The sequence below is a fragment of the Streptomyces sp. NPDC050121 genome, from assembly GCF_044460385.1.
Classification (GTDB): Bacteria; Actinomycetota; Actinomycetes; order Streptomycetales; family Streptomycetaceae; genus Streptomyces; species Streptomyces soliscabiei.
The window spans coordinates 131404-155642 of sequence record NZ_JBITJV010000003.1 but is presented as its reverse complement, the minus strand read 5'-3'; the positions used below and the strand labels follow the sequence as shown (position 1 = coordinate 155642).

Here is a 24239-nt window from a genome sequence, read left to right as displayed (position 1 = left end):
GCCGCCCGGACCCTGTTGCCAGGTACTCCTTGTACCAGGATAAGGACACTCTGGTACCCGGCTGAGGGGCGGCGCAAGCTCGACGGCGTGACCGAGACAACGACCACCACCACGACTACCACCACGGCCGCCGCCCAGACCACCGCCACGACCACCAGCCCACCGGGCGACCACACTTCGGCACCGGCCCACGCCCTCGGCTCCCTCGGGCTGTTCACCGTGCTGCTCGGCGCGGCGCTGCCCCTCATCGACTTCTTCATCGTCAACGTCGCCCTGCCCACCATGGGCCGGGACCTCGCCGCGAGCGAGTCCGTCCTCGAACTCGTCGTCGCCGGGTACGGGCTCGCATACGCCGTGCTGCTCGTCCTCGGCGGCCGGCTCGGCGACCTGTTCGGCCGGCGCCGGCTCTTCCTGGGCGGCATGGCGGCCTTCGGCCTGACCTCGCTGGCCTGCGGGCTCGCGCCCGACGCGTGGTCGCTGGTCGCGGCGCGGGTCGCCCAGGGCGCGTCGGCCGCCGCCATGGTCCCGCAGGTGCTCGCCACCATCCAGTCCTCCACCGAGGGAGCCCGCCGCGCCAAGGCCATGAGCCTCTACGGGGCCACGGCCGGGCTGTCGATGGTGGCGGGCCAGATCCTCGGCGGGGTGCTGGTCTCGGCGGACATCGCGGGCAGCGGCTGGCGTTCGGTGTTCCTCGTGAACGTCCCGGTCGTCGTCGTGGGACTGTTCCTCGCCGTCCGCACGGTCCCCGAGACCCGCTCCCAGCGCCCCGAACCGGTGGACGGCCCCGGCACGGCCCTGCTCGCCGTCGCCCTGCTGACGCTGCTCGCCCCGCTCACCGAGGGCCGCGCGGCGGGCTGGCCGCTGTGGACATGGCTGTCCCTGACGGCGTTCCCGCTGGTCGCAGTGGCCTTCTATGTCGTCGAGCGCCGCGCCGACCGCAACGGCCGCACCCCGCTGATCCCCCCGAGTCTGCTCGAACTCAGCACGCTGCGGCGCGGTCTGACGCTCATGGTGCCGTTCTCGGTCGGCTTCAGCGGGTTCATGTTCGTCGTGGCGGTGGCCCTGCAGAGCGGGGCTCGCCTGGGCCCGGTCCAGGCCGGTCTCGCCCTGGCCCCCATGGCGGTGGCCTTCTTCGTCGCCTCGCTCGCCGGTCCCCGGCTGGTGACCCGGTTCGGGGCGCGGGTGGTGACGGCGGGGTCGGTGCTCCAGGGCGTCGGAATCCTCCTGATCGTGCTGACCGTGCGCGCCGACTGGCCGGACCTCGGCTTCGTGGAGCTGCTGCCGGGCGCGGCGGTCGCCGGTGCGGGACAGGCGCTCCAACTGCCCGTCGTCATGCGGATCGTGATGTCCGAGGTGCCGCCGGCCCGCGCGGGCGTCGGCAGCGGCGTGATGGTGACCACCCAGCAGACGTCTCTGGCGCTGGGCGTGGCCACGCTCGGCACGCTGTTCCTCTCCCTGGTCCCGGGGATGGGCATGCGCGACGCCCTGGTGACCACGCTGACCGTGCAGTTGGCCGGGGTGGTCGTGACGGGGCTGCTGAGCCTGCGGCTGCCACGCAAGGTGGGCTGAGTCCGGCGGCGTTCCTGCCCTGGCTGAAGGCGCAGGAGTACCTCGCCGAGGCGCACCAGGCGACGGTGGACCCCACGGAGGGTCGCGACCCGCGATGACTTCCGGCCGTCCGGGGAGTCGTAGCGGTGAAGCTAAGGACTCTCCAGGACTCGCACCGGAAGGCCGGCCATGAGCAATCTGCACAGGACCCTGCGACAGTACGTCGACGACGGCACCGTCCCGGGGGCGGTGGGCCTGGTGGCCCGCGGCGACGACGTGGAGGTGGTGACCGTCGGCGCGCAGGACGCCGACGGCACGGCCCCGATGACCCGGGAGTCCCTCTTCCGCATCGCCTCGATCACCAAGCCGATCACGGCGGCGGCGCTGCTGACGCTGGTGGACGACGGCACGGTCGGCCTCGACGCGCCGGTGAGCGAGTGGCTGCCGGAGCTCGCGGAGCCGATGGTGGTCCGTACGCCGTCCGCGCCCGTGGACGACCTGGTCCCGGCGGCCCGTCCGATCACGGTCGAGGACCTGCTGAGCTCGCGCCCCGGCTGGGGCTTCCCGTCGGACTTCTCCCTCCCCGCCGTGCAGGCCCTGTTCGCCGTGCAGAAGGACGGCCGCTTCCCGCAGGCCTATCCCGACCCGGACACCTGGCTGACGGACCTGGCCCGCGTCCCCCTCCTCCACCAGCCGGGCGAGGCCTGGCTGTACGGGACGGCGTCCGATCTACAGGGCGTGCTGATCGCGCGGGCGTCGGGCCGCAGCCTGCCCGAGTTCCTCGCGGAGCGGCTGTTCGAGCCCTTGGGCATGAACGACACGGCGTTCGAGGTCCCGAAGGAGAAGCGGGACCGTTTCACCACCGCGTACCGTCCCGACGGGGTGGGCGCGCTGGAGGTGTCGGACACCCCGGACGGCGGGTGGAGCAGCGTGCCGCGCTTCCCGTCGGGCGGCGGGGGCCTGGCGTCGACGGCCGACGACTGGCTGGCCTTCGCCCGTCTCCTGCGAGACGCGGGCGAGGCCGGCGGCCGTCGCATCCTCTCCCCCACCTCGGTGAGCCGTATGACGACCAATCACCTGACGGCGGCCCAGCGCGACATCGGCGCGCTCTTCATGGAGGGCCAGGGCTGGGGCTACGGCGGCCAGGTCGATGTCTCCCCCGTCGACCCGTGGAACGTCCCGGGCCGCTACGGCTGGGTCGGCGGCACCGGGACGACGGCCCACATCGTCCCGCAGACGGGCACGGTCACGATCCTGCTGACCCAGGTGGCGATGGAGAACCCGACCCCGACCCCGCTGATGCGGGACTTCTGGCGGTGCACCGCCAGGTAGTACGGAGTAAGGCGGAGCGGGTCAGTGGCAGTGGCCGTGCCGGCCGAGGGTCTGAACGGGGGTCGCGCCGGGACGGGTCCACTGCGGCACGGGCCGGCTGGTCGGGCCCCAGGTCGGGTTCCCGTCCGCGTCCGAGCGCCAGGACCAGCACGCGTTGCCGCCCTTGGGCCAGCCCTCGGGGTTGTCCTCCCACGCCTCGCCGCGGCCGTAGGGCGTCATGTCGAGCAGGCCGAGGGACCCGTTGACCCGCTCGTTGCCGCGGCCCGTCGTGGAGTAGGTGAGGAACACGCGGTCGCCGTCGCGCAGGAAGCAGGTGAGATACCCCATGCTGCCGCCGGCCGGTCCGTCCACGCCCCGCACCGAGTACCAGGGCTGGGTGTAGCCCATGAACTCGACATAGGAGGCGACCTCGTCCCACGGGCCCGTGGTCAGCACGGCGAACGACACACCGCGGGCGTTGAGGTAGACGGCGTCCTTCAGATGCCAGGTGGTGGTGCAGCCCTCGCACTGCCCCTGGTGCGGCGCGCCGTCGCACCATGTGGTTTCGGGCGGGGTGCCCGGTCCTTCAGGGTCGGGGTGAATGACCGCTCCCGCGGAGCGGGGCGGGGAAAGCTGGGTCGCCGTCAGGGCGGTCCGGCGTCCTGGTCCGGGATGCGGAGGGCGGCCATGGACGGGTGTTGACGCCGGGGAGTCGAGGGTCCTGGCGCTGGCGGCCGGGGCCGGCGGCCCACCGGGGTGTTCACTCGCACGGGTGACGGTGATCGATGAGGTGCGCGGGCGGGGAACGTGTGGTCTACGTTCACGGCATGGCACGGTTTCGGATGTATCCGACGGGCGGGCAGGAGCGGCAGATGCTGCTGCACTGCGCGCACGCCAGGTATGTGTGGAACCTCGCGGTCGAGCAGCACGCGCACTGGAGGCCGGGCCGCAGGTCCGCGCCCTCCTTCGCCGAGCAGTGCCGTCAGCTCACCGAAGCCCGCCGCGACAACGAGTGGCTGGGCTCGGGGAACGCCGACGTGCAGCAGCAGGCGCTGAAAGACTTCACGAAGGCCAAGAGCGCCCGCTTCACGTCCGGGTTCGGCGAGCCGACCTGGCGCAGGAAGCACCGGCACGAGGGCTTCCGCGTCATCGGGACCGACCGCGTCCCCGAGCACCATGCGGACGGCTCGCCGAAGCTGAACGCGAAGACCGGCAGGCAGGTCATGGGCCGCTCGGTCGTCGTGCAGAGGCTGAACCGGCGATGGGCTCGGGTCAAGGTGCCCGGATGCGGCTGGGTCCGCTTCCGCCTCAGCGCCAAGGGCAGAGGCGCGCGACTGCCCGACGCGAAGACGTTCAGGGTCACCTACCGCAACGGGCAGTGGCATGTGGCGTTCGCCGTCATCCCCGGCCCGGTCGCCGCGCCCGGCACGGGCGGGGCGATCGGCATCGACCGGGGTGTCACCGTCACCGCTGCCCTCTCCGACGGCCGCAAGCTGAACTGCCCTCAGCTCACCGTCAGGGAGCGGGCGCAGATCCGCAAGCACCAGCGGCGTGCCGCCCGCGCGCCGAAAGGCAGCGACCTGAAGGCGGCCGGGCACGCGAAGGTCGCCAGGCTCAAGGCGCGGGAGGCGAACCGGCGCAAGGACTGGTGTGAGAAGACCAGCACCATGCTCGCCCGCTCCTACGACCTTGTCCGCTTCGAGAAGCTGAACATCAAGAACATGACCCGCTCCGCGAAGGGAACCGTGGAGCAGCCCGGCAAGAACGTGGCGCAGAAGTCCGGCCTCAACCGGGCCATCCTCGCCCAGGGCTGGGGCCTGCTGCGCCGGCGCACCGGACACAAGGCCCCGGGCCGGGTCGAGGACGTTCCCGCCGCCTACACCAGCCTGCGGTGCAGTGCCTGCGGGTGGATCGAGAAGAAGTCGCGCAAGAGCCAAGCCGACTTCGAGTGCGTGTCCTGCGGCTTCACCTGCAACGCGGACACCAACGCAAGCCACAACGTCGCGGCAGGACAGGGCGGCATCCCCCGCCCCCGGCAAACAGCCGGTGCCGGAGGGACGACGCCGCCCGCGCGGTCGAAGAACGTCCGTGAACCTCAACCCAAACCGGTTGGAATCCCCCTCTTCTGAGAGGGGGAGGATGTCAAATGTGCTTGTAGACGACGAACGAGTTCGTCGCGGCCCTGGAACAGGTCGAGGAACGGGATCGGGCCGTCGGGTCCGACGACCTCGACCGTCCCGTCGAACTCCACCATCGGCAGCCGGCGGCGGGCCGCGGCGATCGCGTCGCCCTCGCGGGTGTGGGCCTTCTCGCGGACCAGCAGCTCGTCACGGGCGGCCTGCCAGGCAGCCAGGTCGACGACGGGCGGGCGGCCGGGCAGTGCGGTGGTCGGGGCGGTGGTCGGCGCGGTGGTCGGCGCGGTGGTCGGGTCGTCCGGCGTGGTCGTCATGGCGTCCTCCGTGGTCCGTGGTGTCAGGTGCCGGTCCGGTCGGCGTCGTGCGACGTCGTGCGATGTCCTACGACGCTCACGACGACGCTCACCGGTACAGACTCGCGACCCGGCCGGAACTCATCGGCCGCGCTGCCGCAGCCCGTGCAGCAGCAGGTCCACCAGGGCCTGGAAGTCGTCCTGCGACCCCGGCCGTTCCCACTCCTGAAAGTAGGCGGGGTCGTGGAAGCGGGCGGTGGCTTGGAAGACGGCGCGGGCGGTGGTCGCCGGGTCGGGAGCCGTGAACGCGCCCGTCGCCACGCCCGCCTCGATGATCCGGGTCAGCTGGCCGGTGAGGTCGTCGAGGTGTTCGCCCACCACCGAGCCGCTCTCGCCGGTCAGCACCATGTAGGTGGCGAACAGCTCGGGGTCGCCGCCCGCCTTGCGGCGCTTGGCCTCGTAGAGCGCCGTGAGCCAGTCGCGCAGCCGGGTCTGCGGGTCGCGGGTCTCGTCGGCGGTGATGCCGGAGAGGGTCTCGGACGTGTGGTCCAGCCACCGCTTCGTGACCGCCTCACGCAGCGCCGCCTTGGTGCGGAAGTGGCGGTAGACGCTGCCGTGACTGACGCCCAGCGCGCGGGCCACGTCGACCACGGTGGCCTTGGCCGGGCCGTGGCGGCGCAGCACCTCCTCGGTGGTCTCGAGGATGCGTTCGGCGGTCAGGGCCTCGGTCGGTGGTGACATGCTCAGACCGTACCCGGGAGGGCTGTCACGCTTCGAGGTGAGTCATCTGGGCCTCCGGGTAGCGCGCGCCCGCGGCGGCGTCGGCCGGGACCGCCTCCTCGATCGCGGCGAGGTCGGCCTCGTCCAGTGTGACCTGCAGCGCGCCGAGCGACTCCGCGAGCCGCTCGCGGGTCCGCGCGCCGATCAGGGGCACGATGTCGTCGCCCCGGCCGAGCACCCAGGCGATCGCGATCTGCGCGACGGAGACGCCCTTCTGCTCGGCGATCTTCCGCAGCGCCTCCACCAGGTTCAGGTTGTGCTGGAGGTTGTCGCCCTGGAAGCGGGGGGAATGCACGCGGAAATCGTTTGCCGCGAGTTTCCGGTCGGCGCTGAAGTGCCCGGAGATCAGCCCGCGCGACAGGACTCCGTACGCGGTGATCGAGATGCCCAGCTCACGGGTGGTGGGCAGGATCTCCCGCTCGATGCCGCGGGTGATCAGCGCGTACTCGAACTGGAGGTCGGCGATCGGCGCGGTGGCCGCGGCCCGGCGGATCGTCTGCGCGCCGACCTCGCTGAGGCCGATGTGCCGGACGTATCCCTTCTCGACCAGTTCGGCGATCGCGCCGACCGTCTCCTCGATCGGTACGGCCGGGTCGAGCCGGGCGATGCGGTAGACGTCGAGGTGGTCGACGCCGAGGCGCTGGAGGGAGTAGGCGGCGAAGTTCTTCACCGCTGCCGGGCGGCCGTCGTAGCCGCTCCAGCCGCCGTCCGGGTCGCGCAGCGCGCCAAACTTCACGCTGATCTGCGCCTGCTCGCGCCGGGCGGCGGGCGCGGTGCGCAGGGCTTCGCCGATCAACATCTCGTTGTGGCCCATGGCGTAGAAGTCGCCGGTGTCCAGCAGGGTCACGCCGGCCTCCAGAGCGGCGTGGATCGTCGCGATCGACTCGGCCCGGTCCGCGTCGCCGTACAGCGCGGACATGCCCATGCAGCCGAGGCCGAGGGCGGAGACCTGGGGGCCGGTGGTGCCGAGGGTGCGTGTGGGGATCGTCATACCGACAGCATGGCATGACAGCTGACAGATTTCAATATCTGTCAGTCGTCCGGTCGACAGGCCGGGCGCCCCGAGGACAATGAGAGATGTCGGCGTGCAGTCACCTCGGCGGCGCCTGCCGTCGGCCAGCGGCAGCTCCCTGCGCCGCCATGGAGGCCGCCATGAGCATCCGCATCGCCACGTTCAACATGGAGAACCTCTTCCGCCGGCCCACGGCGTTCCGCATTCCGGACCCTGTGAAGCGCAAGGAGATCCTCGACGACTTCGCCACCCTGGTCGGCCTCCTCGACCTGCCGGTGTACTCGGACGGCGACAAGACGAAGATCGCCGGGCTCATCAAGAAGCACCGGGCGTACGACATCGACCCGACGAACCCGCCGCCGATCTACGTCAACCAGTCCCGTCCGGGCAAGGAGTCGGGGCTGTTCAAGACATCGGGGTCGGGCAAGAACATCACCGTCGAGGTGACCGCCAAGGGCCGTGCCGCGTGGGCCGGTTGGGCCGAACTCGGGCAGGACGACTTCGACCTGGACGCGGTGCGCAACACCGGCCGGGTGGTCTCAGAGGTCGACGCCGACATCCTGCTCACCGTGGAGGTCGAGGACCGGCTCGCCCTGGAGCGCTTCAACACGCAGGTCCTCGCGGGGGCGCTCGGCAGGCGGCCGTACCCCTACAGCCTGCTGATCGACGGCAACGACAGCCGGGGCATCGACATCGGGATCCTCAGCCGACACCCGATCACGTCCATCCGGTCCCACATCTTCGACACCGACCCGGAACGCCCCGACCAGCGGCTCTTCAGCCGTGACTGCCCCGAGTTCGAGATCCGGCTCAACGGCACGCCCCTGGTGATCCTCGGCAACCACCTGAAGAGCAAGTTCCAGGACGATCCCGAACTGCGGCTGGCACAGGCGAAGCGGGTCGCGGAGATCTACACGGCGGCGAGGCAGCGCTCCCCGCACGTCATCGTCGCCGGGGACCTCAACGACGACCCCGACAGCGACGCGATCACGGCGCTACGGGACACCGGCATCCACGACGTGATGAGCCACCGCACCTATCGCGGGCTGCCCGGCACCCACGGCGACTGCAAGAGCGAGCGGAACAAGATCGACTACCTCCTGCTCGCGCCGGAGCTGTGGCGGGAGGTGCAGCACGTCGGCCTGGAGACCCGTGGAATCTTCGCGGACGACATCAAGTCCTTCGACACGGTGACATCGAAGGGCAACGAGGCGTCCGACCACGCGGCGCTCTACGCGGACGTCGACCTGTAGGCCCCGACGAACGCCCCCCAGGCCTCCGCCCCGAAGACGAGCACCCCCCGGGCGGGGGCCTTGCTGTCCCGCACGGGAACGAGGGGGAGGTGGTCGGCGACTTCGAGGCAGTTGCCGCCGTCCGAGTTGCTGTAGCTGCTCTTGTGCCAGGCGGCGGTGCTGAGGAGGTCGTCGGAGACTTCGAGGCAATTGCCGCCGTCGGTGTTGCTGTAGGAGCTCTTGCGCCACGTCACGCTGCTCAAGTCGATGGCTCGCACGGCAAATCCTCCAACATACGCAAGATGAACGACTGCGACTCGGCAGGATTCAGCGCCAGGTCACGTACCGCATCATAAGTGCGGTGCAGGCGCTCGACCTTGCCCGATTCCTCGATCAATTCGCCGCGTACGTCGTTTTCGGCATAGGCCACGGTCCGGCCATCCAGCAGCCGCAGGAACATCGTGTCCGTGTTCATCAGGCCATGCGGACCGGTGCCGAACGGCAGCACGTGGAGGGCTGTGTTCGGGCGTTTCGCTACCTCCAGGAGGTACTCCAGCTGGCACCGCCATTCCTGAGAGTCGCGCAGCGACATCCGCAGCACCGCCTCGGAGAGGATCGCCCTGAACGGAGGGGCCTCCTCCCCCTCCAACAGCTTCCGCCGACCCGTACGCGCCTCGATCTGCTGCTCCAACTCCGCCCCTTTGAGGCCACCTGCCACAAGCGCTTCACGCACGTAACCGTCCGTCTGAAGCAGACCCGGGGGCGCACTCACCGAGTATTGCCACAGCCCGACCGCCTCCGCCTCGAACGCCATGTACCGCCGATACTGCTCCTTGAACTGCGACGGATCCCCAACCGCCAGCTCCCACAGCGTGAGCAGCATCGGGGTCGTTCCGTAGTGCTGGTCCAGCGCCTCCACGACCTCCGGGCCGCCCAGGCTCTGACCGCCCTCCATCTTTCCGAAGGTCGACGCGTTCCAGCCCAGCACCTCCTCCAGTTGCCGCAGGCTGTCCCCCTTCTCGGTCCGCAGCAGGCGCAGCTCCTCCGCGAACCGTCGCCGAGGTTCCTGACTCCGCCCCGTGATCACCCGCCTCGACGGCATCTCACCCCTCCGGAATTTATGGAATTTGCGCCGCTGGACGAACCCCTAGCCCGCGCCCCCGGCATGTCGGCACCGTCCGGAGGTCATTCTGACGACGACCCCCACCCATACCCAGAGTATCCCAACCCACACATTTCGTAGGGAAGTTGGGTAAAAGGAGCGGACGACATGCGGCACGAACCCGGCACTCTCCTCTATGACCCCGCCACCGACAAGGTCGGCGAGTACCAGGACCGCTCCGGGCCCTACGCGATGCTGCGGCCGGTCGGCGGCGGCCGGGAGTGGCAGGCCGACCCCGCCGCGCTGCGCCCGGCCACCGCCCAGGAACGGCTGAGCGCCGGCGTGCGTGCGGCGAATCAACGGGCGCGTACCGACGCACCGTTCCTCGTCGGCATCGGCGCCCCCCGCCCGCCCGTGCCGACGCCCGACTGCGCCGAGTGCGTGGATCTGGCGGTGCGCCGAGCCGAGGCACGTGCCACGCACGACTACAGCGCGGAGACCGACGCCAACGTGCTGCTGCGCAGCCACCAGCGGCGCGAGCACCGGGAATGACGAATGCCGGGCCCCCCGAAGAAGGGACCCGGCACTCAGAGCCGAGGAGCAGAGCCGAGGAACGGCGCGGCGGCGCGGCCGCGCGGCCTCAGCAGCCGATCAGACGCCCCGCGAGGTAGCCCTCGATCTGGTCGAGGGACACCCGCTCCTGCTTCATGGAGTCCCGCTCGCGCACGGTGACCGCGTTGTCGTCCAGCGTGTCGAAGTCGACCGTCACGCAGTACGGCGTGCCGATCTCGTCCTGGCGGCGGTAGCGGCGGCCGATGGCGCCGGCGTCGTCGAACTCGATGTTCCAGTTCTGGCGGAGGGCGGCCGCCAGACCCTTGGCCTTCGGGGAGAGCTCCGGGTTGCGGGAGAGCGGCAGGACCGCGACCTTCACCGGGGCCAGACGGTGGTCCAGGCGCAGGACCGTCCGCTTCTCCAGCTTGCCCTTGGCGTTGGGGGCCTCGTCCTCGACGTAGGCGTCGAGCAGGAACGCCAGCAGCGAGCGGCCGACACCGGCCGCGGGCTCGATGACGTACGGCGTCCAGCGCTCGCCGGCCTCCTGGTCGAAGAAGGAGAGGTCCTGGCCGGAGGCCTTGGAGTGGGCGTTCAGGTCGTAGTCGGTGCGGTTCGCGACGCCCTCGAGCTCGCCCCACTCGTTGCCGCCGAACTGGAAGCGGTACTCGATGTCGGCGGTGCGCTTGGAGTAGTGGGAGAGCTTCTCCTTCGGGTGCTCGTACCACCGCATGTTCTCTTCACGCAGGCCCAGGCCGGTGTACCAGTTCCAGCGCTGCTCCATCCAGTACTCCTGCCACTTCTCGTCCTCGCCCGGCTTGACGAAGAACTCCATCTCCATCTGCTCGAACTCGCGGGTGCGGAAGATGAAGTTGCCGGGCGTGATCTCGTTGCGGAAGGACTTGCCCATCTGGGCGATGCCGAACGGCGGCTTGCGGCGCGAAGTGGTCTGCACCTGGGCGAAGTTGGTGAAGATGCCCTGGGCGGTCTCGGGGCGCAGGTAGGCGATGGAGCCGGTGTCCTGGGTGGGGCCGAGGTGGGTGGAGAGCAGACCGGAGAACTGCTTGGGCTCGGTGAACTGGCCCTTGTTGCCGCAGTTGGGGCAGTTGATGTCGGCCATGCCGTTCTCCGGCAGGCGGCCGTGCTTGGCCTCGTAGGCCTCTTCGAGGTGGTCCGCGCGGAACCGCTTGTGGCAGGAGGTGCACTCGGTCAGCGGGTCGGAGAAGGTGGCGACGTGACCGGAGGCCACCCAGACCTCGGGGGCCAGGATGACGGACGAGTCGATGCCGACCACGTCCTCGCGCGACGTGACCATGTAGCGCCACCACTGGCGCTTCAGGTTCTCCTTGAGCTCGACACCCAGCGGTCCGTAGTCCCAGGCGGCCTTCTGACCGCCATAGATCTCAGAACAGGGGAATACGAAGCCACGGCGCTTGCTCAGGCTGACGATGGTGTCGATCTTGTCGGCGGCCACGGTGCTCTCTTCATAACGACGACGGGCGACGAAGCGAGATGCTTCCAGCGAAGACTTCAGGGTACCGGCGGGTCCTCCCCCTCGACCAAATCGGTGGTCGTCCGCGGGGGCCATACCGCAGCCCTTCGGGGCTTACCGGGCCCTTACGCTGCCCTCACCCGAATCCTTGTTGACAACGGTTTCCATATTTGTTGAAAATGACTGTCATGAACGCACGACGACTCATATCCGGCACCGCGGTCGCCGCGGCCACCGCCCTCGGCCTCGGCACCCTGTCCGCCTGCTCCTCCGACAGCGCGGCCGCGGCCAACACGGACAAGTTCGACGTCGTCGCGTCGTTCTACCCGATGGCCTTCCTCGCCGAGCAGATAGGCGGGGACCATGTGCACGTCACCAGCCTGACCGAGCCCGGCCAGGAGCCGCACGACCTGGAGATCAGCGCCAAGCAGACCGCCGCGCTCCAGGAGTCCGACGCGGTGCTCTACCTGAAGAACCTCCAGCCTTCCGTCGACTCCGCGGTCTCCCAGTCCGAGATCAAGACCAAGATCGACGCCGCCTTGCTCACCACGATGGAGAAGCACGGCAACGAGGTCGGCGGCCACGCGGCCGAGCACGACGACCACGAGAACGAGGACCTGGCCGGCCTCGACCCCCACATCTGGCTCGACCCGGTGCGCTACTCCCAGGTCGCCCAGGGCGTCGGCAAGGCCTTCGAGAAGGCCGACCCGGACCACGCCGCCGACTACAAGGCCAACACCGCGGCCCTCGTGAAGAAGCTCGACGAGCTGAACACGCAGTTCAAGACCGGGCTCGCGAACACGAAGACCAAGGTCTTCGTCACCACCCACGCCGCCTTCGGCTACCTCGCCGAGCGCTACGGCCTGACCGAGGAGGCCATCACCGGCCTCGACCCCGACTCGGAGCCCAGCGCCGCCCGCGTGAAGGAGCTTGAGAAGATGGCCAGGGCCGACGGCGTCACGACCGTGTTCTACGAGACGCTCGTCAGCGACAAGACCGCGAAGACCATCGCCTCCGACGCCGGGCTGAAGACGGACGTCCTCGACCCCGTCGAGGGCATCGTCAAGGGCAAGTCCAGGGGCACGGACTACTTCTCGGTCCAGGAGGCCAACCTCAAGGCGCTGCAGACGGCCCTGGGAAGCAAATGACCAGTACGGAGGACGACGACATGGCCGAGCCCGTCATCGCGATGCGCGAAGTCCGCGCGGACCTGGGCTCGCGCCCCGTTCTGCGGGGCGTCGACCTCACCGTGCGGCGCGGTGAGGTCGTCGCCCTGCTCGGCGCCAACGGCTCCGGCAAGTCGACGGCGGTGCGCAGCGTGATCGGCCAGGTGGCGATCGCCGACGGCGAGATCGAACTGTTCGGCACCCCGCGCCGCCGGTTCCGGGACTGGGCGCGGATCGGCTACGTCCCGCAGCGCACGACGGCCGCCGGCGGCGTCCCGGCCACGGTGACGGAGGTCGTCTCCTCGGGCCGCCTCTCCCGCACCCGCTTCGGCGTCTTCCGCAAGGCCGACCGGGAGGCCGTACGGCACGCCCTGGAGCTCGTCGGCATGGCGGACCGCGCCAAGGACGGCGTCGACGCCCTCTCCGGCGGCCAGCACCAGCGCGTGCTCATCGCCCGCGCCCTCGCCTCCGAGCCCGAGCTGCTGATCATGGACGAGCCGATGGCGGGCGTCGACCTGGCCAGCCAGGAGATCCTGGCGCAGACACTGAAGTCGCAGGTCGCGGCCGGTACGACCGTCCTGCTCGTGCTGCACGAACTGGGTCCTCTGGAGCCCCTGATCGACCGCGCGGTGGTGCTCCGCGACGGCTGCGTCCTGCACGACGGGCCGCCCCCGCAGGCCGCGGCCAGCACTCCCCCACTCTCGGCTTCGCTCGAGCGGGGGGACCCCCAGCCCGGCCACGACCACGTACACCCGCACGCACCCGCGGGCGCCGAACCGATCCGCACGGGACTGCTGAGCTGATGGACTTCCTGAACTACGCCTTCATGCAGCGGGCGCTGCTCGCCGCGATCCTCGTCGGCATCACCGCCCCCGCCGTCGGCATCTACCTCGTCCAGCGCCGCCAGGCCCTCATGGGCGACGGCATCGGCCACGTCGCGATGACGGGCGTCGGCCTCGGCTTCCTGCTGTCCTGGTCCCCGGTGTGGATGGCCACGGCGGTCTCCGTCCTCGGCGCCGTCGTCATGGAACTCATCCGCTGGTACGGCAGGACCCGCGGCGACATCGCCCTCGCCATGCTCTTCTACGGCGGCATGGCCGGCGGCGTGATGTTCATCAACCTCGCGCCGACGGGCTCCAACGCGAACCTGACGTCGTACCTCTTCGGCTCGCTCTCGACCGTGTCGGAATCGGACGTCACCGCGATCTGCCTGCTCGCCGCCTTCGTGGTCCTGGTCACCCTCGGCCTGCGCCGCCAGCTCTTCGCCGTCAGCCAGGACGAGGAGTTCGCCCGGGTGACGGGCCTGCCCGTGCGCGCGCTGAACCTGCTGACGGCGATCACGGCGGCGGTGACGGTGACGGTCGCGATGCGGGTGGTGGGCCTGCTGCTGGTGTCGGCCCTGATGGTCGTCCCGGTGGCCGCCGCCCAGCAGCTCAGCCGCAGCTTCGCCGCCACCTTCGCGATCGCCGTCGCGATCGGCGTGACGGTGACCATCGGCGGCACGGTGACCTCGTACTACCAGGACGTCCCGCCCGGCGCGACGATCGTGCTGCTCACCATCGCCGCGTTCGTCGCACTGAGCGTGCTGGCCGCTCCGCTGGCCCGCCGCCGCGCCCGCGCACTGGCGGCCGCGCAGCCCGCCGGGGACCCCGCCGAGTGCGCGATTTTGGCCACCAGGAAGGCCGGGGACGGGATCGGCGTCTGACCGCGCACAGGCCGGACTGGCACAATGGCCGGGCAAGCGGCAGACGTGAGGCGCGCGAGAGCCGAAGGGGCGCGACACCGGCACAAGGCGCCCCGTAGGCGAACGGGCCATCGAAGGAGGCAACGGTGACGACCGCTGGACCGCCCGTGAAGGGCCGTTCCACCCGGCAGCGTGCCGCCGTGGCAGCGGCGCTCGACGAGGTCGACGAGTTCCGCAGCGCCCAGGACCTGCACGACATGCTCAAGCACAAGGGCGACTCGGTCGGCCTGACCACGGTCTACCGCACCCTGCAGTCCCTCGCCGACGCGGGCGAGGTCGACGTCCTGCGCACCTCCGACGGCGAGTCCGTGTACCGCCGCTGCTCCACCGGCGAGCACCACCACCACCTGGTCTGCCGCGTCTGCGGCAAGGCCGTGGAGGTGGAGGGCCCCGCGGTGGAGAAGTGGGCCGAGGCGATCGCCGCGGAACACGGCTACGTCAACGTGGCCCACACGGTGGAGATCTTCGGCACGTGTTCCGACTGCGCGGGGGCCTCCGGCGGTTGAGCGGTGAGCGGTGTGCGGTGAGCCCGGGGTGACGGTCCCTGGGGGCTGCCGCCCCCAGGCCCCCGGTGACTACGAGGTGGTCGGGTTCCCCGCGATGTCCCGCTCCATGGCCAGGAGTTCCTCGTTCGGGACGGCGCCGCCGAAGCGTCGGTCGCGGGAGGCGAACTCCACGCACGCCCGCCACAGGTCGCGGCGGTCGAAGTCCGGCCACAGCACGTCCTGGAAGACCATCTCCGCGTACGCGCTCTGCCAGAGCAGGTAGTTGGAGGTGCGCTGCTCGCCGCTCGGCCGCAGGAACAGGTCGACGTCCGGCATGTCCGGGTAGTACAGGTACTTCGCGAGGGTCTTCTCGGTGATCTTGGACGGGTCCAGCCTGCCCGCCTTGACGTCCTCGGCGAGCGCCTGCGCGGCGTCGGCGATCTCCGCGCGGCCGCCGTAGTTCATGCAGAAGTAGAGCGTGAGCCGGTCGTTGTCCTTGGTCTGCTCCTGGGCGATCTGGAGCTCCTTGGCGACCGACTTCCACAGCTTGGGCATCCGGCCCACCCAGCGGACGCGGACGCCGAGCTCGTCGAGCTGGTCACGGCTCTTGCGGATGAAGTCGCGGTTGAAGTTCATCAGGAAGCGCACCTCGTCGGGCGAGCGCTTCCAGTTCTCGGTGGAGAACGCGTACAGCGAGATGTTCCGCACGCCCATCTCGACCCCGCCCTGCAGCACGTCGAGGACCTGCTCGGCGCCGACCTTGTGGCCCTCGGTGCGCGGCAGCCCGCGCTGCTTGGCCCAGCGGCCGTTGCCGTCCATGACGATCGCCACATGCTCGGGCACCAGCTCACCGGGGAGCTTCGGCGGACGCGCGCCGGACGGGTGCGGCTCCGGCGTCCTGTACTCCCGACGCTGCCGGCCCAGGAACCCGCGTACGACCATGTGTCTCTCGTCTCCTCTGCTGCCTGTTCTCTACGTGCTGTTTCTCTGCGTGCTGTTTCTCTGCGTGCTGTTTCTCTGCGTGCTATTTCTCTACGTACCGAAGGGAGCGCAGGCCGCGCTCCAGATGCCAGTGCAGGTAGGCGGACACCAGCCCGCTGCCCTCCCGGACGTACCGCGGCTCGCACGCGTCCGCCGTCTCCCAGTCTCCCGTGAGCAGCGCGCCCAGCAGGACCAGGGTCTGCGGCGAGGGCACGACGCTGCCGGCCACCCGGCAGTCGGCGCAGACCGAACCGCCGGCGGCGACGGAGAAGAACCGGTTGGGGCCGGGCATTCCGCACTTGGCGCAGTCGCCGAAGCTGGGCGCGTAGCCGTTGACGGCCAGCGAGCGCAGCAGGAACGCGTCGAGGACGAGATGCGGCGCGTGTTCGCCCCGGGCCAGGGTCCGCAGGGCGCCCACCAGCAGCAGGTACTGCTGCACGGCCGGCTCGCCCTCGTGGTCGGTGAACCGCTCGGCGGTCTCCAGCATGGCCGTGCCGGCGGTGTAGCGGCCGTAGTCGGTCACGATGCCGCCGCCGTACGGCGCGATGATCTCGCTCTGCGTGCACAGCGGCAGCCCGCGCCCGACGAGCTCGCTGCTGCCCCGCGCGAAGAACTGCACGTCGACGTGGGAGAAGGGCTCCAGCCGGGCCCCGAACTTGGACTTCGTCCGCCGCACCCCCCGCGCCACGGCCCGCACCCGCCCGTGCCCGCGGGTGAGCAGCGTGATGATCCGGTCGGCCTCGCCGAGCTTCTGCGTCCGCAGGACGATGCCGTCGTCCCGGAAGAGACTCATCGCACACCACCGCACCGCTCGCCCCGAAGCACACCCCGGCCCACCACACCCGGCACCCGGGTGCCCGGCACACTGCCGTAGTCGCGGAACAGGCTCATACAGCCATTCTCGCCTACGCGCGGGGGGCGGCGTGCCCGGGCCGACGGGATGCGTCGCGCCTCAGGCGAACCATGCGCCGTGCTCGGTGGCCTCCCACAACTGGTGGAACCGGCGGATCAGCGGCTGGACCTCGTCTGCCCGGGAGTTCACCGTCGTCAACGTGCTCATGCTCAGCCCGTTCGTGCGAACCTCGTACGACAACGCGTCGTCGAAGACGATGCAGTCGAACGCCGAGCTTCGGCGGAGGTGGAGCGGCAGATCCTCCAGGGCCACCACCCTGACCTGGACACCCATCTCCCGTTGCTCCTCGCAGATCTCGAGGAGGGCGGCGAACTCCTCGGGCTGCTTCACGATGCACAGGCGCCGGACCGAGACGCCCCGTTCGAGGATCGCGTCGCGCTGGGCGTTCAGGTAGCGTCCCGCCGGTTCGGTGCTCCAGAATCCGGCGTCGACGACCGTGGTGCTGATGGCGTCGATGCTCGTTCTCGCGCACCTGGTGAGGGTCACGAGCCAGTCGTGGTTCTCGCCCGCGGACTCGGCGCTGAGGTCGGCCAGGTCCTCCATCTGCCCGGCAAGGCGGTCGATCTCGGCGTGCGCGAACGCGTGCAGGATCTCGGGTCCCGTGGAGAGGACCCTGGTGGCGCTCTCGGCGATCCGCGGCACGCCGTCCGTGCGCAGCGTCTCCACCTCGTTGAAGAGCTTGGTCGCCCTCCCTATGTCGGCGAACCGTCGGTCCACGGACTCCTTCACGGCGTGCAGCTCGTTCACGAAGAAGATCAGGAACTGCAGGACCAGCGTGATGCCGCCGCACAGTACGGCCAGCACGAGTTGCCAGGGGCCGTCCTCGCCGTACGGGTCGATGACGCTGGTCAGCAGGTAGACCATGCCGCCCATCGCGACGGCTACCAGGGCCCTCATCGTGCCTGCGGCTGGGGCGCGGGGTCCGGGCTCGGCTCGGTGGCGGCCTCCCACAGGTCGTTGAAGCGTCTGACCTGACCGTCGACACGACGGGCGTCCGCGTCGAGCCTGGTCTGGAGGTTGCTCCCCTGCCGGTCCGGTTCGAACTCCAGGTACAGCGCACTGTCGAAGATCACGATGTCCCGCGCCGCGGTGTGCCGCTGCGGCGAGAGGACCATGAAGCGCACCTTGATGCCGAGGTCGCGCTGTCCCTGGCAGAGCGCCATGAACCTGTCCATGAAATCGGGGTCGCCCTCCTCGGCAGCGTTGATCATGAAGAGCCGCCGGATGTTCACCCCGGGGCCCAGCAGCGCCTGTTTCTGCGCGTCCAGGTAGTGCCCCGCCGGGTCGGTGTCCCAGAAGGGCCGGTCGACGGAGCTGCTCGTGGCGTCGATGGTGCGCCGGGCGCATTCGGTGAGCCTGATGAGCCACTCGTTGTTGTCCCGCTGCCAGTGGGCGGTCATGCCGGTCAGATCGGTGACGACCGAGGCAAGGCTCTCTATCTCGGCGCGCGCGAAGGCCCTCACGATCTCCGGGCCCTGGCGTCCCACCTGGGTCGCGCTCTGGATCAGACGCCTCGCGTCACTGGTGCTCATGCCCGCCTGATCGAGCTCCTTCAACAGCCCGGCGGCCTCACTGAGCTGCGTGAAGTGGTCGTGCAGCTCCCGCGTCCGGGCACGCTGGCCGGTCTCCACCGAGTCCAGGCGCTTCTCGAAGTCGACCATGTACTGCACGATCAGTGCCGAGCCCCCGATGACGATCGACATCGCGAGCTTCCACAGTTCCTCCTGAGACTGGTCGATCAGGTTGGTGATGACATAGGCGACCGTGCCCACGACCACGGTGATCAGTGTCTTGAGTACGACGGGCGCTATCTGCACCCCGCTCCTCGTGCCCGGCTCTCCGTCCATACCCACCCCTCCCCGCCAGGTGTTCGTAGATGGTGCCCCGTCAGTGCGAGGTCGGCACCTCGTTCGGCAACGCGATTGCGTGGAGCGCCAGTTGATCGCGGATGCGCTGCGCCAGGGTGCCCCACTGTCTGCTGTAGCCCGGGCTCTTCTCCAGGTCCTCCCAGGCGGCGTGCAGGGTGCGGTCGACGCGGGCCCGCGGCATCCACAGGTGAAGCAGGTGGTCGACGAGGGGGCGCAGCACCTTCAGGACGGCCCGGTCGTCGGAGCCGGTTCGCAGTCCGTCGAGCTTGTCCGAGACGGTCGTCAGCAGCCAGTCGTGCAGGGCGAGGTCCTCGCACAGGCCGGCCGCTGCAGCGGGCGCGGTGCCCCGCGGCAGCCGCAGTTCAACCATCCGCAGGCCGTCGTCGGCCTTGGTGAACACGAAGGACGCCTCCTCGCCGTCGGCGGCCGCCGCCGCCCAGCGCAGGCTGGTGTCGGCGGTGGTGAGCGGGGCGTCGTGGTCGAGGATCCGATGCTGCCGGGAGATCCTCGCCAGCAGGCTCTCGGCGATCGATCCGACGTCCAGCTCGCCCGGCCGGTTCGCCGACAGGAAGCCTTCGGTGACCGCCTTCCCGGGCAGTCGGCCGACCGGGATCAGGAAGCCGGGCCGGACCAGGTAGTAGCCCCAGGGCTGTCGCCGGTCGGGGCCGGAGGCGGGTGCGCAGAAGTACGCCGTGGCCTGCAGGACCCGGCCCTCGGTGAGTGCCGCGCGGGCCGACACCGTGCCCACCGCGCGGCTGCGGGCCCCGGTGGCGGTGGGCAGCCGGCAGTCGACGCCGGTGAGGACGTCCGGGGAGACGGCGTGCCGGTTGGGGTGCCGGGAGACCCGTACGCGTTCGTCGGCGCGCAGCCGCAGCAGTTGTACGGCCGCCCGCTCGTCCACGGCGTCCCGGGTGGGCAGCAGGCAGGTGCGTACCTCCCCGCAGAAGAGGACGGGACCCGAGGCAGTGCCCAGACCGCTCATGTCACAGCCCAGGCGGGAACACGTAGGAGGTGCGGTCCACCGCCCCGGCCGGCATGGCGAACCCCTCCGCCGTCGACCGGTCGGCGACCTGTCGGAGGACCTCGGCCTCGACGTGGACCTGGTCGAGGATCACGCGTACGGCGTGCTCGACGGGCAGGAAGCGGGCGGGGAGCACACTGCAGGTGACATACGCCGTGAAGGGCGCGGCCCGCGCATTGAGGCGCAGCACGGGCGGCAGCGCGTCCCACTCGGCCGGGAACTCCTCGTCGTCCCAGGGGGTGGGCGTGAGCACGGTGCGGCCGTTGTCGCGCAGGAGTCCGAGGCGGACCAGCTGCCAGACGGAGGCGAGGAAGGCGCAGGACCAGGTGCGGTCGTCCTCGGGGCCGTTCCACAGTTCGACGTCCATGAAGACGGAGTGGCCGCGCGCGCCGGTCTCGCTGGGCGGCTGCCAGAGCGTGCCGGTGGAGTCCAGGGCGGCGGAGGTGCGCTGTGCGGGGGCGCGTCGGCCGTTGGTGAGCCAGCCGGTGCGGCTGACGGGCGGGCGGAAGCCGTTGCTGCCGGGCGGCGGTGACTCCACCAGGCGGTGCAGGACGGACTCGGCGAGTTCGGCCCGGTCCCGGTGCGCGGGGTCGGCTGCGGCACAGCCCGACTCGCGGGCCAGGTAGTCGATGGTCAGTCCGGCCTCGGCGGCGGCCTGAAGGAGTGGCGGGATCAACTCGGCGGGGGTGGAGAGCCGGGAGAAGTAGTCGTCGATCAGGAAGCAGGTGCTGATCCGGGGCCGCCGGCCCGGAGGGAGCGGGCCGAGGGCGGTCCGGGCGGCGTCCGCCCAGGGCCGTACGGCGGCGAAGTGTCGGCGCAGCCTGGAAGGTCCTTCGACGAAGTCCTCCATGTACAGGTGGCCCAATTCCAGGGAGAGGTGGGAGAACGGCACGGATTCCGTGCGCGGTTCGGCGCTGGTCTCCCGGAAGACGGCCGCGGGACGGTTCACAACTCCCCCCAGTACCTGTCGTCGGTGAGCCGCCGGGCGAGGCCTCCCATGGCCTGCCAGGTCGCTTCGTTGGCGATCCTGCGGTCGTGCACGTCCTCGTCGGTGATGAGGCGCTCCTGCCACTGCAGGACGGGCTCCAGCGGAATGGACGTCAGCGCCCGGGTCCTGCCGATGCCACGGCCGGCGGCGAGTTCCTCGAGTTCCTTGTCGCACTTGCGCATCCATGCGTACTGCGCGGGCGTCACCTGCGACCACAAGGACGAATCCAGATCCGGTACGGCCGCCCGGACGAAGCGGATCGAGCCGTTCAGCGCGTCGCGTCGGTGCCCCATCGCGACACCGGCCTGCACCATGCCCTGCTTTCCGTACACCAGTTCCGCCGCGGCCATCACGTGCTGACGGGTCCAGCGATGATGGACGAGCCACCGCGTGGCGAGCCCGCCGAGCCCGCCGCGGGGTGAGGTGGCGACGAGTGCGAGGTCCATCGCATAGCTGCGTCCGGCGCTCAAGTCGACGATGATGACGTCGAATTCGCGTTTAAGGCTCAGGACGAGATCTACGCAGCGGTGGAGGTTCTCCTCGTCGGTGACGAATTCCCCGCCGGTGCGGTCGCCGGGCAGCAGGACCAGCCGGCCGGATCCGCCGGGCCGGTCGCGCAGGTCGGGGTGTTCGGTGCGGGCCCAGACGTCGACCCGAAGGGGTGTGGCGGTCTCGCCCCGCAGATACGAGTGCAGGCCGCGCCCCTCGGCCTCGGAGAGGACGTCGGGCAGATCGAACACGGCGGCCGCGGTGGGCGATCCGAAGTCGAAGTCCAGGTAGCAGACGTCGTCCCCGTCGAGGGCGCGGTGGTAGGCGAGGTTGGCACTGGTCACGGAGCGGCCGGTGCCTCCCTTGTCGGAGGCGGCGAAGACGAGCACGGCTCATCCCTTCCAGGAGCCGGAGTCGTCCCGGGCGCGCTCGAGTTCGTCGAGCCGGCGGAGGACGTCGAGGGCCAGTGAGTACGCGGTGCCGGGTTGTCTGTCGACCAGTTCCCGGGCGCGGCGCAGGTCTGCCTCGATGCCCCTGATCAGTTCACCCTGGCTGCTTTTCGGGGCGGGGGCGGGCTGCTCCATCTGCTCCTTGCCGAAGAGGTGGGCGGCCTCGCTGATCACCTCCTGGGCCTGCGCCGACAGTTCGACGCTGCGGATGGGGACCTGGGAGTAGAGGGCGTGCGCGGCGACCATGCATTCGGTGACACGCTCGGTGACGCTCCAGGACAACGGCTGCTGGACCAGGGGCGATTCGGGGTAGACGGCGTGCACGTCGTCCCACAGGCCGACGCCCTCGCCGTCGGTGATCCGTCGCGCCCAGAGGTGGTCGAGGGTGCTTTCGGCGAGCCGCAGCAGACGGTCGCGCGAGGCGATGTTCCTCGACAGCGAGCACAGTTGGACGGTCCGCTTGAGCAGGTGCGCCGAGAAGTCCGTCATCGTCCACTTCATGGCCGGGCCGAGCTTCTCGCTGCCCAGCAGTGGCAGGCTGACCCCGGGGTTGTGCAGGCCGATCGCCGGGTCGTGACGGGTGGTGCCGCTGGTGATCCGGCCGCGTTCTGCAAGGCGTTCCATGACGGCGACGGTGCGCGTGAGATCGTCGTCGGTGGCGCGGCGACGCATCAGGTCGTAGACGAGGATGGAGGCGACGGAGAGGGAGAAGTACTCCGACTCCAACTGCTGGAGGGTGGTTCGCCAGGGGATGTCCTCCAGCGGCCAGGTCGCCTCGTCGAAGCGGGCGATGGCGGACCAGTACTGCTGGGTGATCTCCCAGCGCAGTCGCAGTGCCTCGGCCAGCCTCTGCTGTTCGGCGGTGAGCAGGCCGAGGACGAGGGTGCGCTCGGAGAAGAGGTCCACGATGCCGTCGAGGGCGACGACGGTGAAGTACAGGTAGGGCACGGGGCGTGCAACGCCCTCGGGCTGTTTGCCGATGTCCTCGGCGGTCTTGGGCTCCACGTCGATCTCGGGTGCGCCCTTAACCAGGCTCCAGGCCCAGCCGCACTCGAAGAGACGGTTGTCGTTGCGGAGTTCGTCGGTGACGTCGCCGTCGAGGCCGAGGGTGACGCTCTCGGCGATGAGGGAGCGCAGCGAGTTGCAGCGGTCCTGGAAGCGCCCCAGGACCTGCCGGTCGGAGAGCCGGCCCCGGCCGAGGAGCCGGGCGAGCGCACGCCCCTGCTCGGAGGAGACGTCGACGACGTTGACGGTGAAGGAACGCAGCAGACTCACCATGGCGGCGGTGAGTCGGGCGCTCGTGTCTTCCCTGAGCTGGTCGATCCTGGCGAGAGTGGAGGCCCGTTGGGTCTTGCTCCGATACACCTTCAGGAAGCCGAGGGCAGCCAGGCACAGGGTGATCGACAGGGAGTAGGAGTCGACGACGCCGACGTCCCTCTGTTCCTGGGAGAGTTCCCGCTCCGGGTCCTGCGGGGCGAAGCAGTGACCGCCGGCAAAGGCGGGGCCGCCCTGTCCACGGTGCCGCTCCATGAAGTCGCCGAGGATCTCCACGAGTTTCGCGGGAATCTCGCTGGAGTCACCCGCGTTCTTCAGGGCCCGTCCCACGTCGAGCTGGGTGGTGTCGGGGTCGTCCAGGCGAAACGCCGCCAGTTCGGTGGCCGGGTACAGAAGGCAGAGCAGCCGCTCCGCGTCGGCCACGCTGCTGAGCCCGCCCCGCTCGTCCCAGGACCAGGTCCCCGCGTCGAAGGAGTGACGGGCCAGGGCCTGCCAGATCTCCAACAGGTGCTGACGCGGCTTGATCTGCATTCTGTGCCCCCTCACAGATCGCTTCACCCCGCCGAAGGGGCTTTCAGGAGTTACCCGTCCCACGGAAACCGCAAGCAAGAATCATGGAGGTGTAGCCCGGCCGCACCTCCCCCGGCTGTCCGATCCGGTAGATCCGCAGGCCTTCGGCATAGTCCTTGATGCTGTCACGGATGTCGGATTCACTCACGTCGCACGCGGGAAAGAGGGTTTCTCCCGCCCAGTAGCCCTCGGAGTGTTCCATGAACGCGGCCGCGAAAGGCGCACCCGGTGTCAGGGATCGCAGGAAGCACTCCACTCCCTTGCGGAACTTCTCGTAGGAGGTGGAAAGGGATTCGGCGACGAAGAACATGGTGCCGAGCTGCCACTGTTCCGGTCGGTCGACCAGTGCGAAGATATCGCCCTGCTCGACCCGGGCGACCTCGCCGAAGCGCTCCCACGGCCCGCCGGGCATCGTGGCATAGGCGTCGTCCAGGCACAGTTCCCGCCAGAAGGCGTCCCAGCCGTGGTCGTGCCTGTCGAACTGCTGCTTCAGATAGTGCAGATTCGGCGTCGACCGGTCCAGCAAGGTGATCTCGTCGCACCAGGGCAGCATCATGAAGCTCGGATAGAGATTGGCTCCGGCGCCCACATCGATGCCCCGGACCCGCAGGCCTGGAGATCCACGGAAATGATCACTGAAGTGGGCGCGGACGATCGACATGATCTCCGCGTCGACAGAGAGCACGGTGCGGTAGTTCTTCCGAACGTAGGCCACGGGATCGAAAGCTTCCCACCGTGCCTCTGCGTTCAACTGCGCCGGATTTTCCGATGATCCGAAAGGCATGCCCCACCGTATCAACACCTCCAAGGACTTGAACGGTCCGTATCACCGGGCA

Annotated in this window: 24 protein-coding genes and 1 pseudogene; 9 read left to right on the top strand and 16 right to left on the bottom strand. The window is 70.0% G+C overall.

Features of this window, described 5'->3' with window-relative positions; translation table 11 throughout:
- The first annotated feature begins 87 nt into the window (after positions 1 to 87).
- The gene (locus ACIBTS_RS05560) at positions 88 to 1569 is read left to right on the top strand and encodes an MFS transporter (protein WP_399316809.1); all 1482 of its coding nucleotides are present in this window, start codon (positions 88 to 90) and stop codon (positions 1567 to 1569) included.
- 168 nt (positions 1570 to 1737) lie between these two features.
- On the top strand, positions 1738 to 2880 hold the full coding sequence (locus tag ACIBTS_RS05555; RefSeq protein ID WP_399316807.1) for a serine hydrolase domain-containing protein: 1143 nt from the start codon (positions 1738 to 1740) through the stop codon (positions 2878 to 2880).
- 21 nt (positions 2881 to 2901) lie between these two features.
- Here ACIBTS_RS05555 and ACIBTS_RS05550 read toward each other — a convergent pair whose 3' ends face one another.
- Complete coding sequence (locus tag ACIBTS_RS05550) at positions 2902 to 3642, bottom strand: DUF899 family protein (RefSeq protein WP_399317194.1); 741 nt, start codon at positions 3640 to 3642, stop codon at positions 2902 to 2904.
- A 44-nt stretch (positions 3643 to 3686) separates the two neighbouring features.
- Between ACIBTS_RS05550 and ACIBTS_RS05545 the strand changes: the two genes are divergently transcribed.
- On the top strand, positions 3687 to 4988 hold the full coding sequence (locus ACIBTS_RS05545) for an RNA-guided endonuclease InsQ/TnpB family protein (protein WP_399316805.1): 1302 nt from the start codon (positions 3687 to 3689) through the stop codon (positions 4986 to 4988).
- Between the two features lie 35 nt (positions 4989 to 5023).
- Here the strand turns inward: ACIBTS_RS05545 and ACIBTS_RS05540 are convergent.
- From ACIBTS_RS05540 to ACIBTS_RS05530, 3 genes and pseudogenes are all read right to left on the bottom strand, one after another.
- A pseudogene (locus ACIBTS_RS05540) lies at positions 5024 to 5308 on the bottom strand (DUF899 family protein); the annotation flags it as partial.
- 120 nt (positions 5309 to 5428) lie between these two features.
- The gene (locus ACIBTS_RS05535) at positions 5429 to 6028 is read right to left on the bottom strand and encodes a TetR family transcriptional regulator (RefSeq protein WP_399316803.1); all 600 of its coding nucleotides are present in this window, start codon (positions 6026 to 6028) and stop codon (positions 5429 to 5431) included.
- Between the two features lie 25 nt (positions 6029 to 6053).
- On the bottom strand, positions 6054 to 7058 hold the full coding sequence (locus ACIBTS_RS05530; RefSeq protein WP_399316800.1) for an aldo/keto reductase: 1005 nt from the start codon (positions 7056 to 7058) through the stop codon (positions 6054 to 6056).
- A 161-nt stretch (positions 7059 to 7219) separates the two neighbouring features.
- On the opposite strand from ACIBTS_RS05530, the gene ACIBTS_RS05525 reads away from it, so the two are divergent.
- Positions 7220 to 8332 carry an endonuclease/exonuclease/phosphatase family protein gene (locus tag ACIBTS_RS05525; protein ID WP_399316798.1) on the top strand — a complete coding sequence of 371 codons (1113 nt, stop codon included), beginning with the start codon at positions 7220 to 7222 and terminating at the stop codon, positions 8330 to 8332.
- On the opposite strand, the gene ACIBTS_RS05520 is transcribed toward ACIBTS_RS05525, so the two are convergent.
- Both ACIBTS_RS05520 and ACIBTS_RS05515 read right to left on the bottom strand, forming a co-directional pair.
- A complete protein-coding gene (locus tag ACIBTS_RS05520) occupies positions 8311 to 8589 on the bottom strand; it encodes a DUF397 domain-containing protein (RefSeq protein WP_399316797.1) in 279 nt (92 codons plus the stop codon). The two genes, ACIBTS_RS05525 and ACIBTS_RS05520, sit on opposite strands and share 22 nt — an antisense overlap.
- The gene (locus ACIBTS_RS05515) at positions 8571 to 9413 is read right to left on the bottom strand and encodes a helix-turn-helix domain-containing protein (RefSeq protein WP_399316794.1); all 843 of its coding nucleotides are present in this window, start codon (positions 9411 to 9413) and stop codon (positions 8571 to 8573) included. Before ACIBTS_RS05515 ends, ACIBTS_RS05520 begins: the two co-directional genes overlap by 19 nt.
- A 168-nt stretch (positions 9414 to 9581) precedes the next feature.
- On the opposite strand from ACIBTS_RS05515, the gene ACIBTS_RS05510 reads away from it, so the two are divergent.
- On the top strand, positions 9582 to 9965 hold the full coding sequence (locus tag ACIBTS_RS05510; RefSeq protein WP_399316793.1) for a hypothetical protein: 384 nt from the start codon (positions 9582 to 9584) through the stop codon (positions 9963 to 9965).
- 88 nt (positions 9966 to 10053) lie between these two features.
- On the opposite strand, the gene ACIBTS_RS05505 is transcribed toward ACIBTS_RS05510, so the two are convergent.
- Positions 10054 to 11436 carry a glycine--tRNA ligase gene (locus ACIBTS_RS05505; RefSeq protein ID WP_399316791.1) on the bottom strand — a complete coding sequence of 461 codons (1383 nt, stop codon included), beginning with the start codon at positions 11434 to 11436 and terminating at the stop codon, positions 10054 to 10056.
- Between the two features lie 206 nt (positions 11437 to 11642).
- Between ACIBTS_RS05505 and ACIBTS_RS05500 the strand changes: the two genes are divergently transcribed.
- The 4 genes from ACIBTS_RS05500 (at position 11643) to ACIBTS_RS05485 (ending at position 14870) form a co-directional block, all read left to right on the top strand.
- Positions 11643 to 12602: a metal ABC transporter substrate-binding protein gene (locus ACIBTS_RS05500; RefSeq protein ID WP_399316789.1), complete on the top strand. Its 960-nt coding sequence runs from the start codon at positions 11643 to 11645 to the stop codon at positions 12600 to 12602.
- Positions 12603 to 12622: 20 nt separating this feature from the next.
- Complete coding sequence (locus ACIBTS_RS05495; RefSeq protein WP_399317193.1) at positions 12623 to 13423, top strand: metal ABC transporter ATP-binding protein; 801 nt, start codon at positions 12623 to 12625, stop codon at positions 13421 to 13423.
- Positions 13423 to 14325 carry a metal ABC transporter permease gene (locus ACIBTS_RS05490; protein ID WP_399316787.1) on the top strand — a complete coding sequence of 301 codons (903 nt, stop codon included), beginning with the start codon at positions 13423 to 13425 and terminating at the stop codon, positions 14323 to 14325. Before ACIBTS_RS05495 ends, ACIBTS_RS05490 begins: the two co-directional genes overlap by 1 nt.
- A gap of 125 nt (positions 14326 to 14450) precedes the next feature.
- Positions 14451 to 14870 carry a Fur family transcriptional regulator gene (locus tag ACIBTS_RS05485; protein WP_028806487.1) on the top strand — a complete coding sequence of 140 codons (420 nt, stop codon included), beginning with the start codon at positions 14451 to 14453 and terminating at the stop codon, positions 14868 to 14870.
- Between the two features lie 69 nt (positions 14871 to 14939).
- Here ACIBTS_RS05485 and ACIBTS_RS05480 read toward each other — a convergent pair whose 3' ends face one another.
- From ACIBTS_RS05480 to ACIBTS_RS05440, 9 genes are all read right to left on the bottom strand, one after another.
- Positions 14940 to 15791, bottom strand: coding sequence for an isoprenyl transferase (locus tag ACIBTS_RS05480; RefSeq protein ID WP_079662386.1), 852 nt, complete (start codon positions 15789 to 15791; stop codon positions 14940 to 14942).
- Positions 15792 to 15873: 82 nt separating this feature from the next.
- Positions 15874 to 16623: a DNA repair protein RecO gene (gene recO, locus ACIBTS_RS05475; RefSeq protein ID WP_079662385.1), complete on the bottom strand. Its 750-nt coding sequence runs from the start codon at positions 16621 to 16623 to the stop codon at positions 15874 to 15876.
- Positions 16624 to 16782: 159 nt separating this feature from the next.
- Positions 16783 to 17640, bottom strand: a complete 858-nt coding sequence (locus ACIBTS_RS05470) for a DUF6879 family protein (protein ID WP_399316786.1) — start codon at positions 17638 to 17640, stop codon at positions 16783 to 16785.
- Entirely contained in the window at positions 17637 to 18590 is a 954-nt protein-coding gene (locus ACIBTS_RS05465; RefSeq protein WP_399316784.1) for a hypothetical protein, read from the bottom strand. The genes ACIBTS_RS05470 and ACIBTS_RS05465 overlap by 4 nt, the downstream gene beginning before the upstream one ends.
- A gap of 40 nt (positions 18591 to 18630) precedes the next feature.
- The gene (locus ACIBTS_RS05460) at positions 18631 to 19593 is read right to left on the bottom strand and encodes an SCO2521 family protein (protein ID WP_399316783.1); all 963 of its coding nucleotides are present in this window, start codon (positions 19591 to 19593) and stop codon (positions 18631 to 18633) included.
- 1 nt (position 19594) lies between these two features.
- The gene (locus tag ACIBTS_RS05455) at positions 19595 to 20581 is read right to left on the bottom strand and encodes an SCO2522 family protein (RefSeq protein WP_399316782.1); all 987 of its coding nucleotides are present in this window, start codon (positions 20579 to 20581) and stop codon (positions 19595 to 19597) included.
- Complete coding sequence (locus tag ACIBTS_RS05450; protein WP_399316780.1) at positions 20578 to 21498, bottom strand: SCO2523 family variant P-loop protein; 921 nt, start codon at positions 21496 to 21498, stop codon at positions 20578 to 20580. Before ACIBTS_RS05450 ends, ACIBTS_RS05455 begins: the two co-directional genes overlap by 4 nt.
- A gap of 3 nt (positions 21499 to 21501) precedes the next feature.
- Positions 21502 to 23364: an SCO2524 family protein gene (locus tag ACIBTS_RS05445; RefSeq protein ID WP_399316778.1), complete on the bottom strand. Its 1863-nt coding sequence runs from the start codon at positions 23362 to 23364 to the stop codon at positions 21502 to 21504.
- A gap of 43 nt (positions 23365 to 23407) precedes the next feature.
- Positions 23408 to 24205: an SCO2525 family SAM-dependent methyltransferase gene (locus tag ACIBTS_RS05440; RefSeq protein WP_399317191.1), complete on the bottom strand. Its 798-nt coding sequence runs from the start codon at positions 24203 to 24205 to the stop codon at positions 23408 to 23410.
- Positions 24206 to 24239: the final 34 nt, after the last annotated feature.

Bases quoted from the DNA above. Each gene is read 5' to 3' on its own strand.
- recO (WP_079662385.1), bottom strand. From the start codon at position 16,623: ATGAGTCTCTTCCGGGACGACGGCATCGTCCTGCGGACGCAGAAGCTC.
- ACIBTS_RS05480 (WP_079662386.1), bottom strand. From the start codon at position 15,791: ATGGTCGTACGCGGGTTCCTGGGCCGGCAGCGTCGGGAGTACAGGACG.
- ACIBTS_RS05510 (WP_399316793.1), top strand. From the start codon at position 9,582: ATGCGGCACGAACCCGGCACTCTCCTCTATGACCCCGCCACCGACAAG.
- ACIBTS_RS05445 (WP_399316778.1), bottom strand. From the start codon at position 23,364: ATGCAGATCAAGCCGCGTCAGCACCTGTTGGAGATCTGGCAGGCCCTG.
- ACIBTS_RS05490 (WP_399316787.1), top strand. From the start codon at position 13,423: ATGGACTTCCTGAACTACGCCTTCATGCAGCGGGCGCTGCTCGCCGCG.
- ACIBTS_RS05470 (WP_399316786.1), bottom strand. From the start codon at position 17,640: ATGAGGGCCCTGGTAGCCGTCGCGATGGGCGGCATGGTCTACCTGCTG.
- ACIBTS_RS05515 (WP_399316794.1), bottom strand. From the start codon at position 9,413: ATGCCGTCGAGGCGGGTGATCACGGGGCGGAGTCAGGAACCTCGGCGA.
- ACIBTS_RS05530 (WP_399316800.1), bottom strand. From the start codon at position 7,058: ATGACGATCCCCACACGCACCCTCGGCACCACCGGCCCCCAGGTCTCC.
- ACIBTS_RS05525 (WP_399316798.1), top strand. From the start codon at position 7,220: ATGAGCATCCGCATCGCCACGTTCAACATGGAGAACCTCTTCCGCCGG.
- ACIBTS_RS05495 (WP_399317193.1), top strand. From the start codon at position 12,623: ATGGCCGAGCCCGTCATCGCGATGCGCGAAGTCCGCGCGGACCTGGGC.
- ACIBTS_RS05535 (WP_399316803.1), bottom strand. From the start codon at position 6,028: ATGTCACCACCGACCGAGGCCCTGACCGCCGAACGCATCCTCGAGACC.
- ACIBTS_RS05555 (WP_399316807.1), top strand. From the start codon at position 1,738: ATGAGCAATCTGCACAGGACCCTGCGACAGTACGTCGACGACGGCACC.
- ACIBTS_RS05460 (WP_399316783.1), bottom strand. From the start codon at position 19,593: ATGAGCGGTCTGGGCACTGCCTCGGGTCCCGTCCTCTTCTGCGGGGAG.
- ACIBTS_RS05500 (WP_399316789.1), top strand. From the start codon at position 11,643: ATGAACGCACGACGACTCATATCCGGCACCGCGGTCGCCGCGGCCACC.
- ACIBTS_RS05465 (WP_399316784.1), bottom strand. From the start codon at position 18,590: ATGGACGGAGAGCCGGGCACGAGGAGCGGGGTGCAGATAGCGCCCGTC.
- ACIBTS_RS05545 (WP_399316805.1), top strand. From the start codon at position 3,687: ATGGCACGGTTTCGGATGTATCCGACGGGCGGGCAGGAGCGGCAGATG.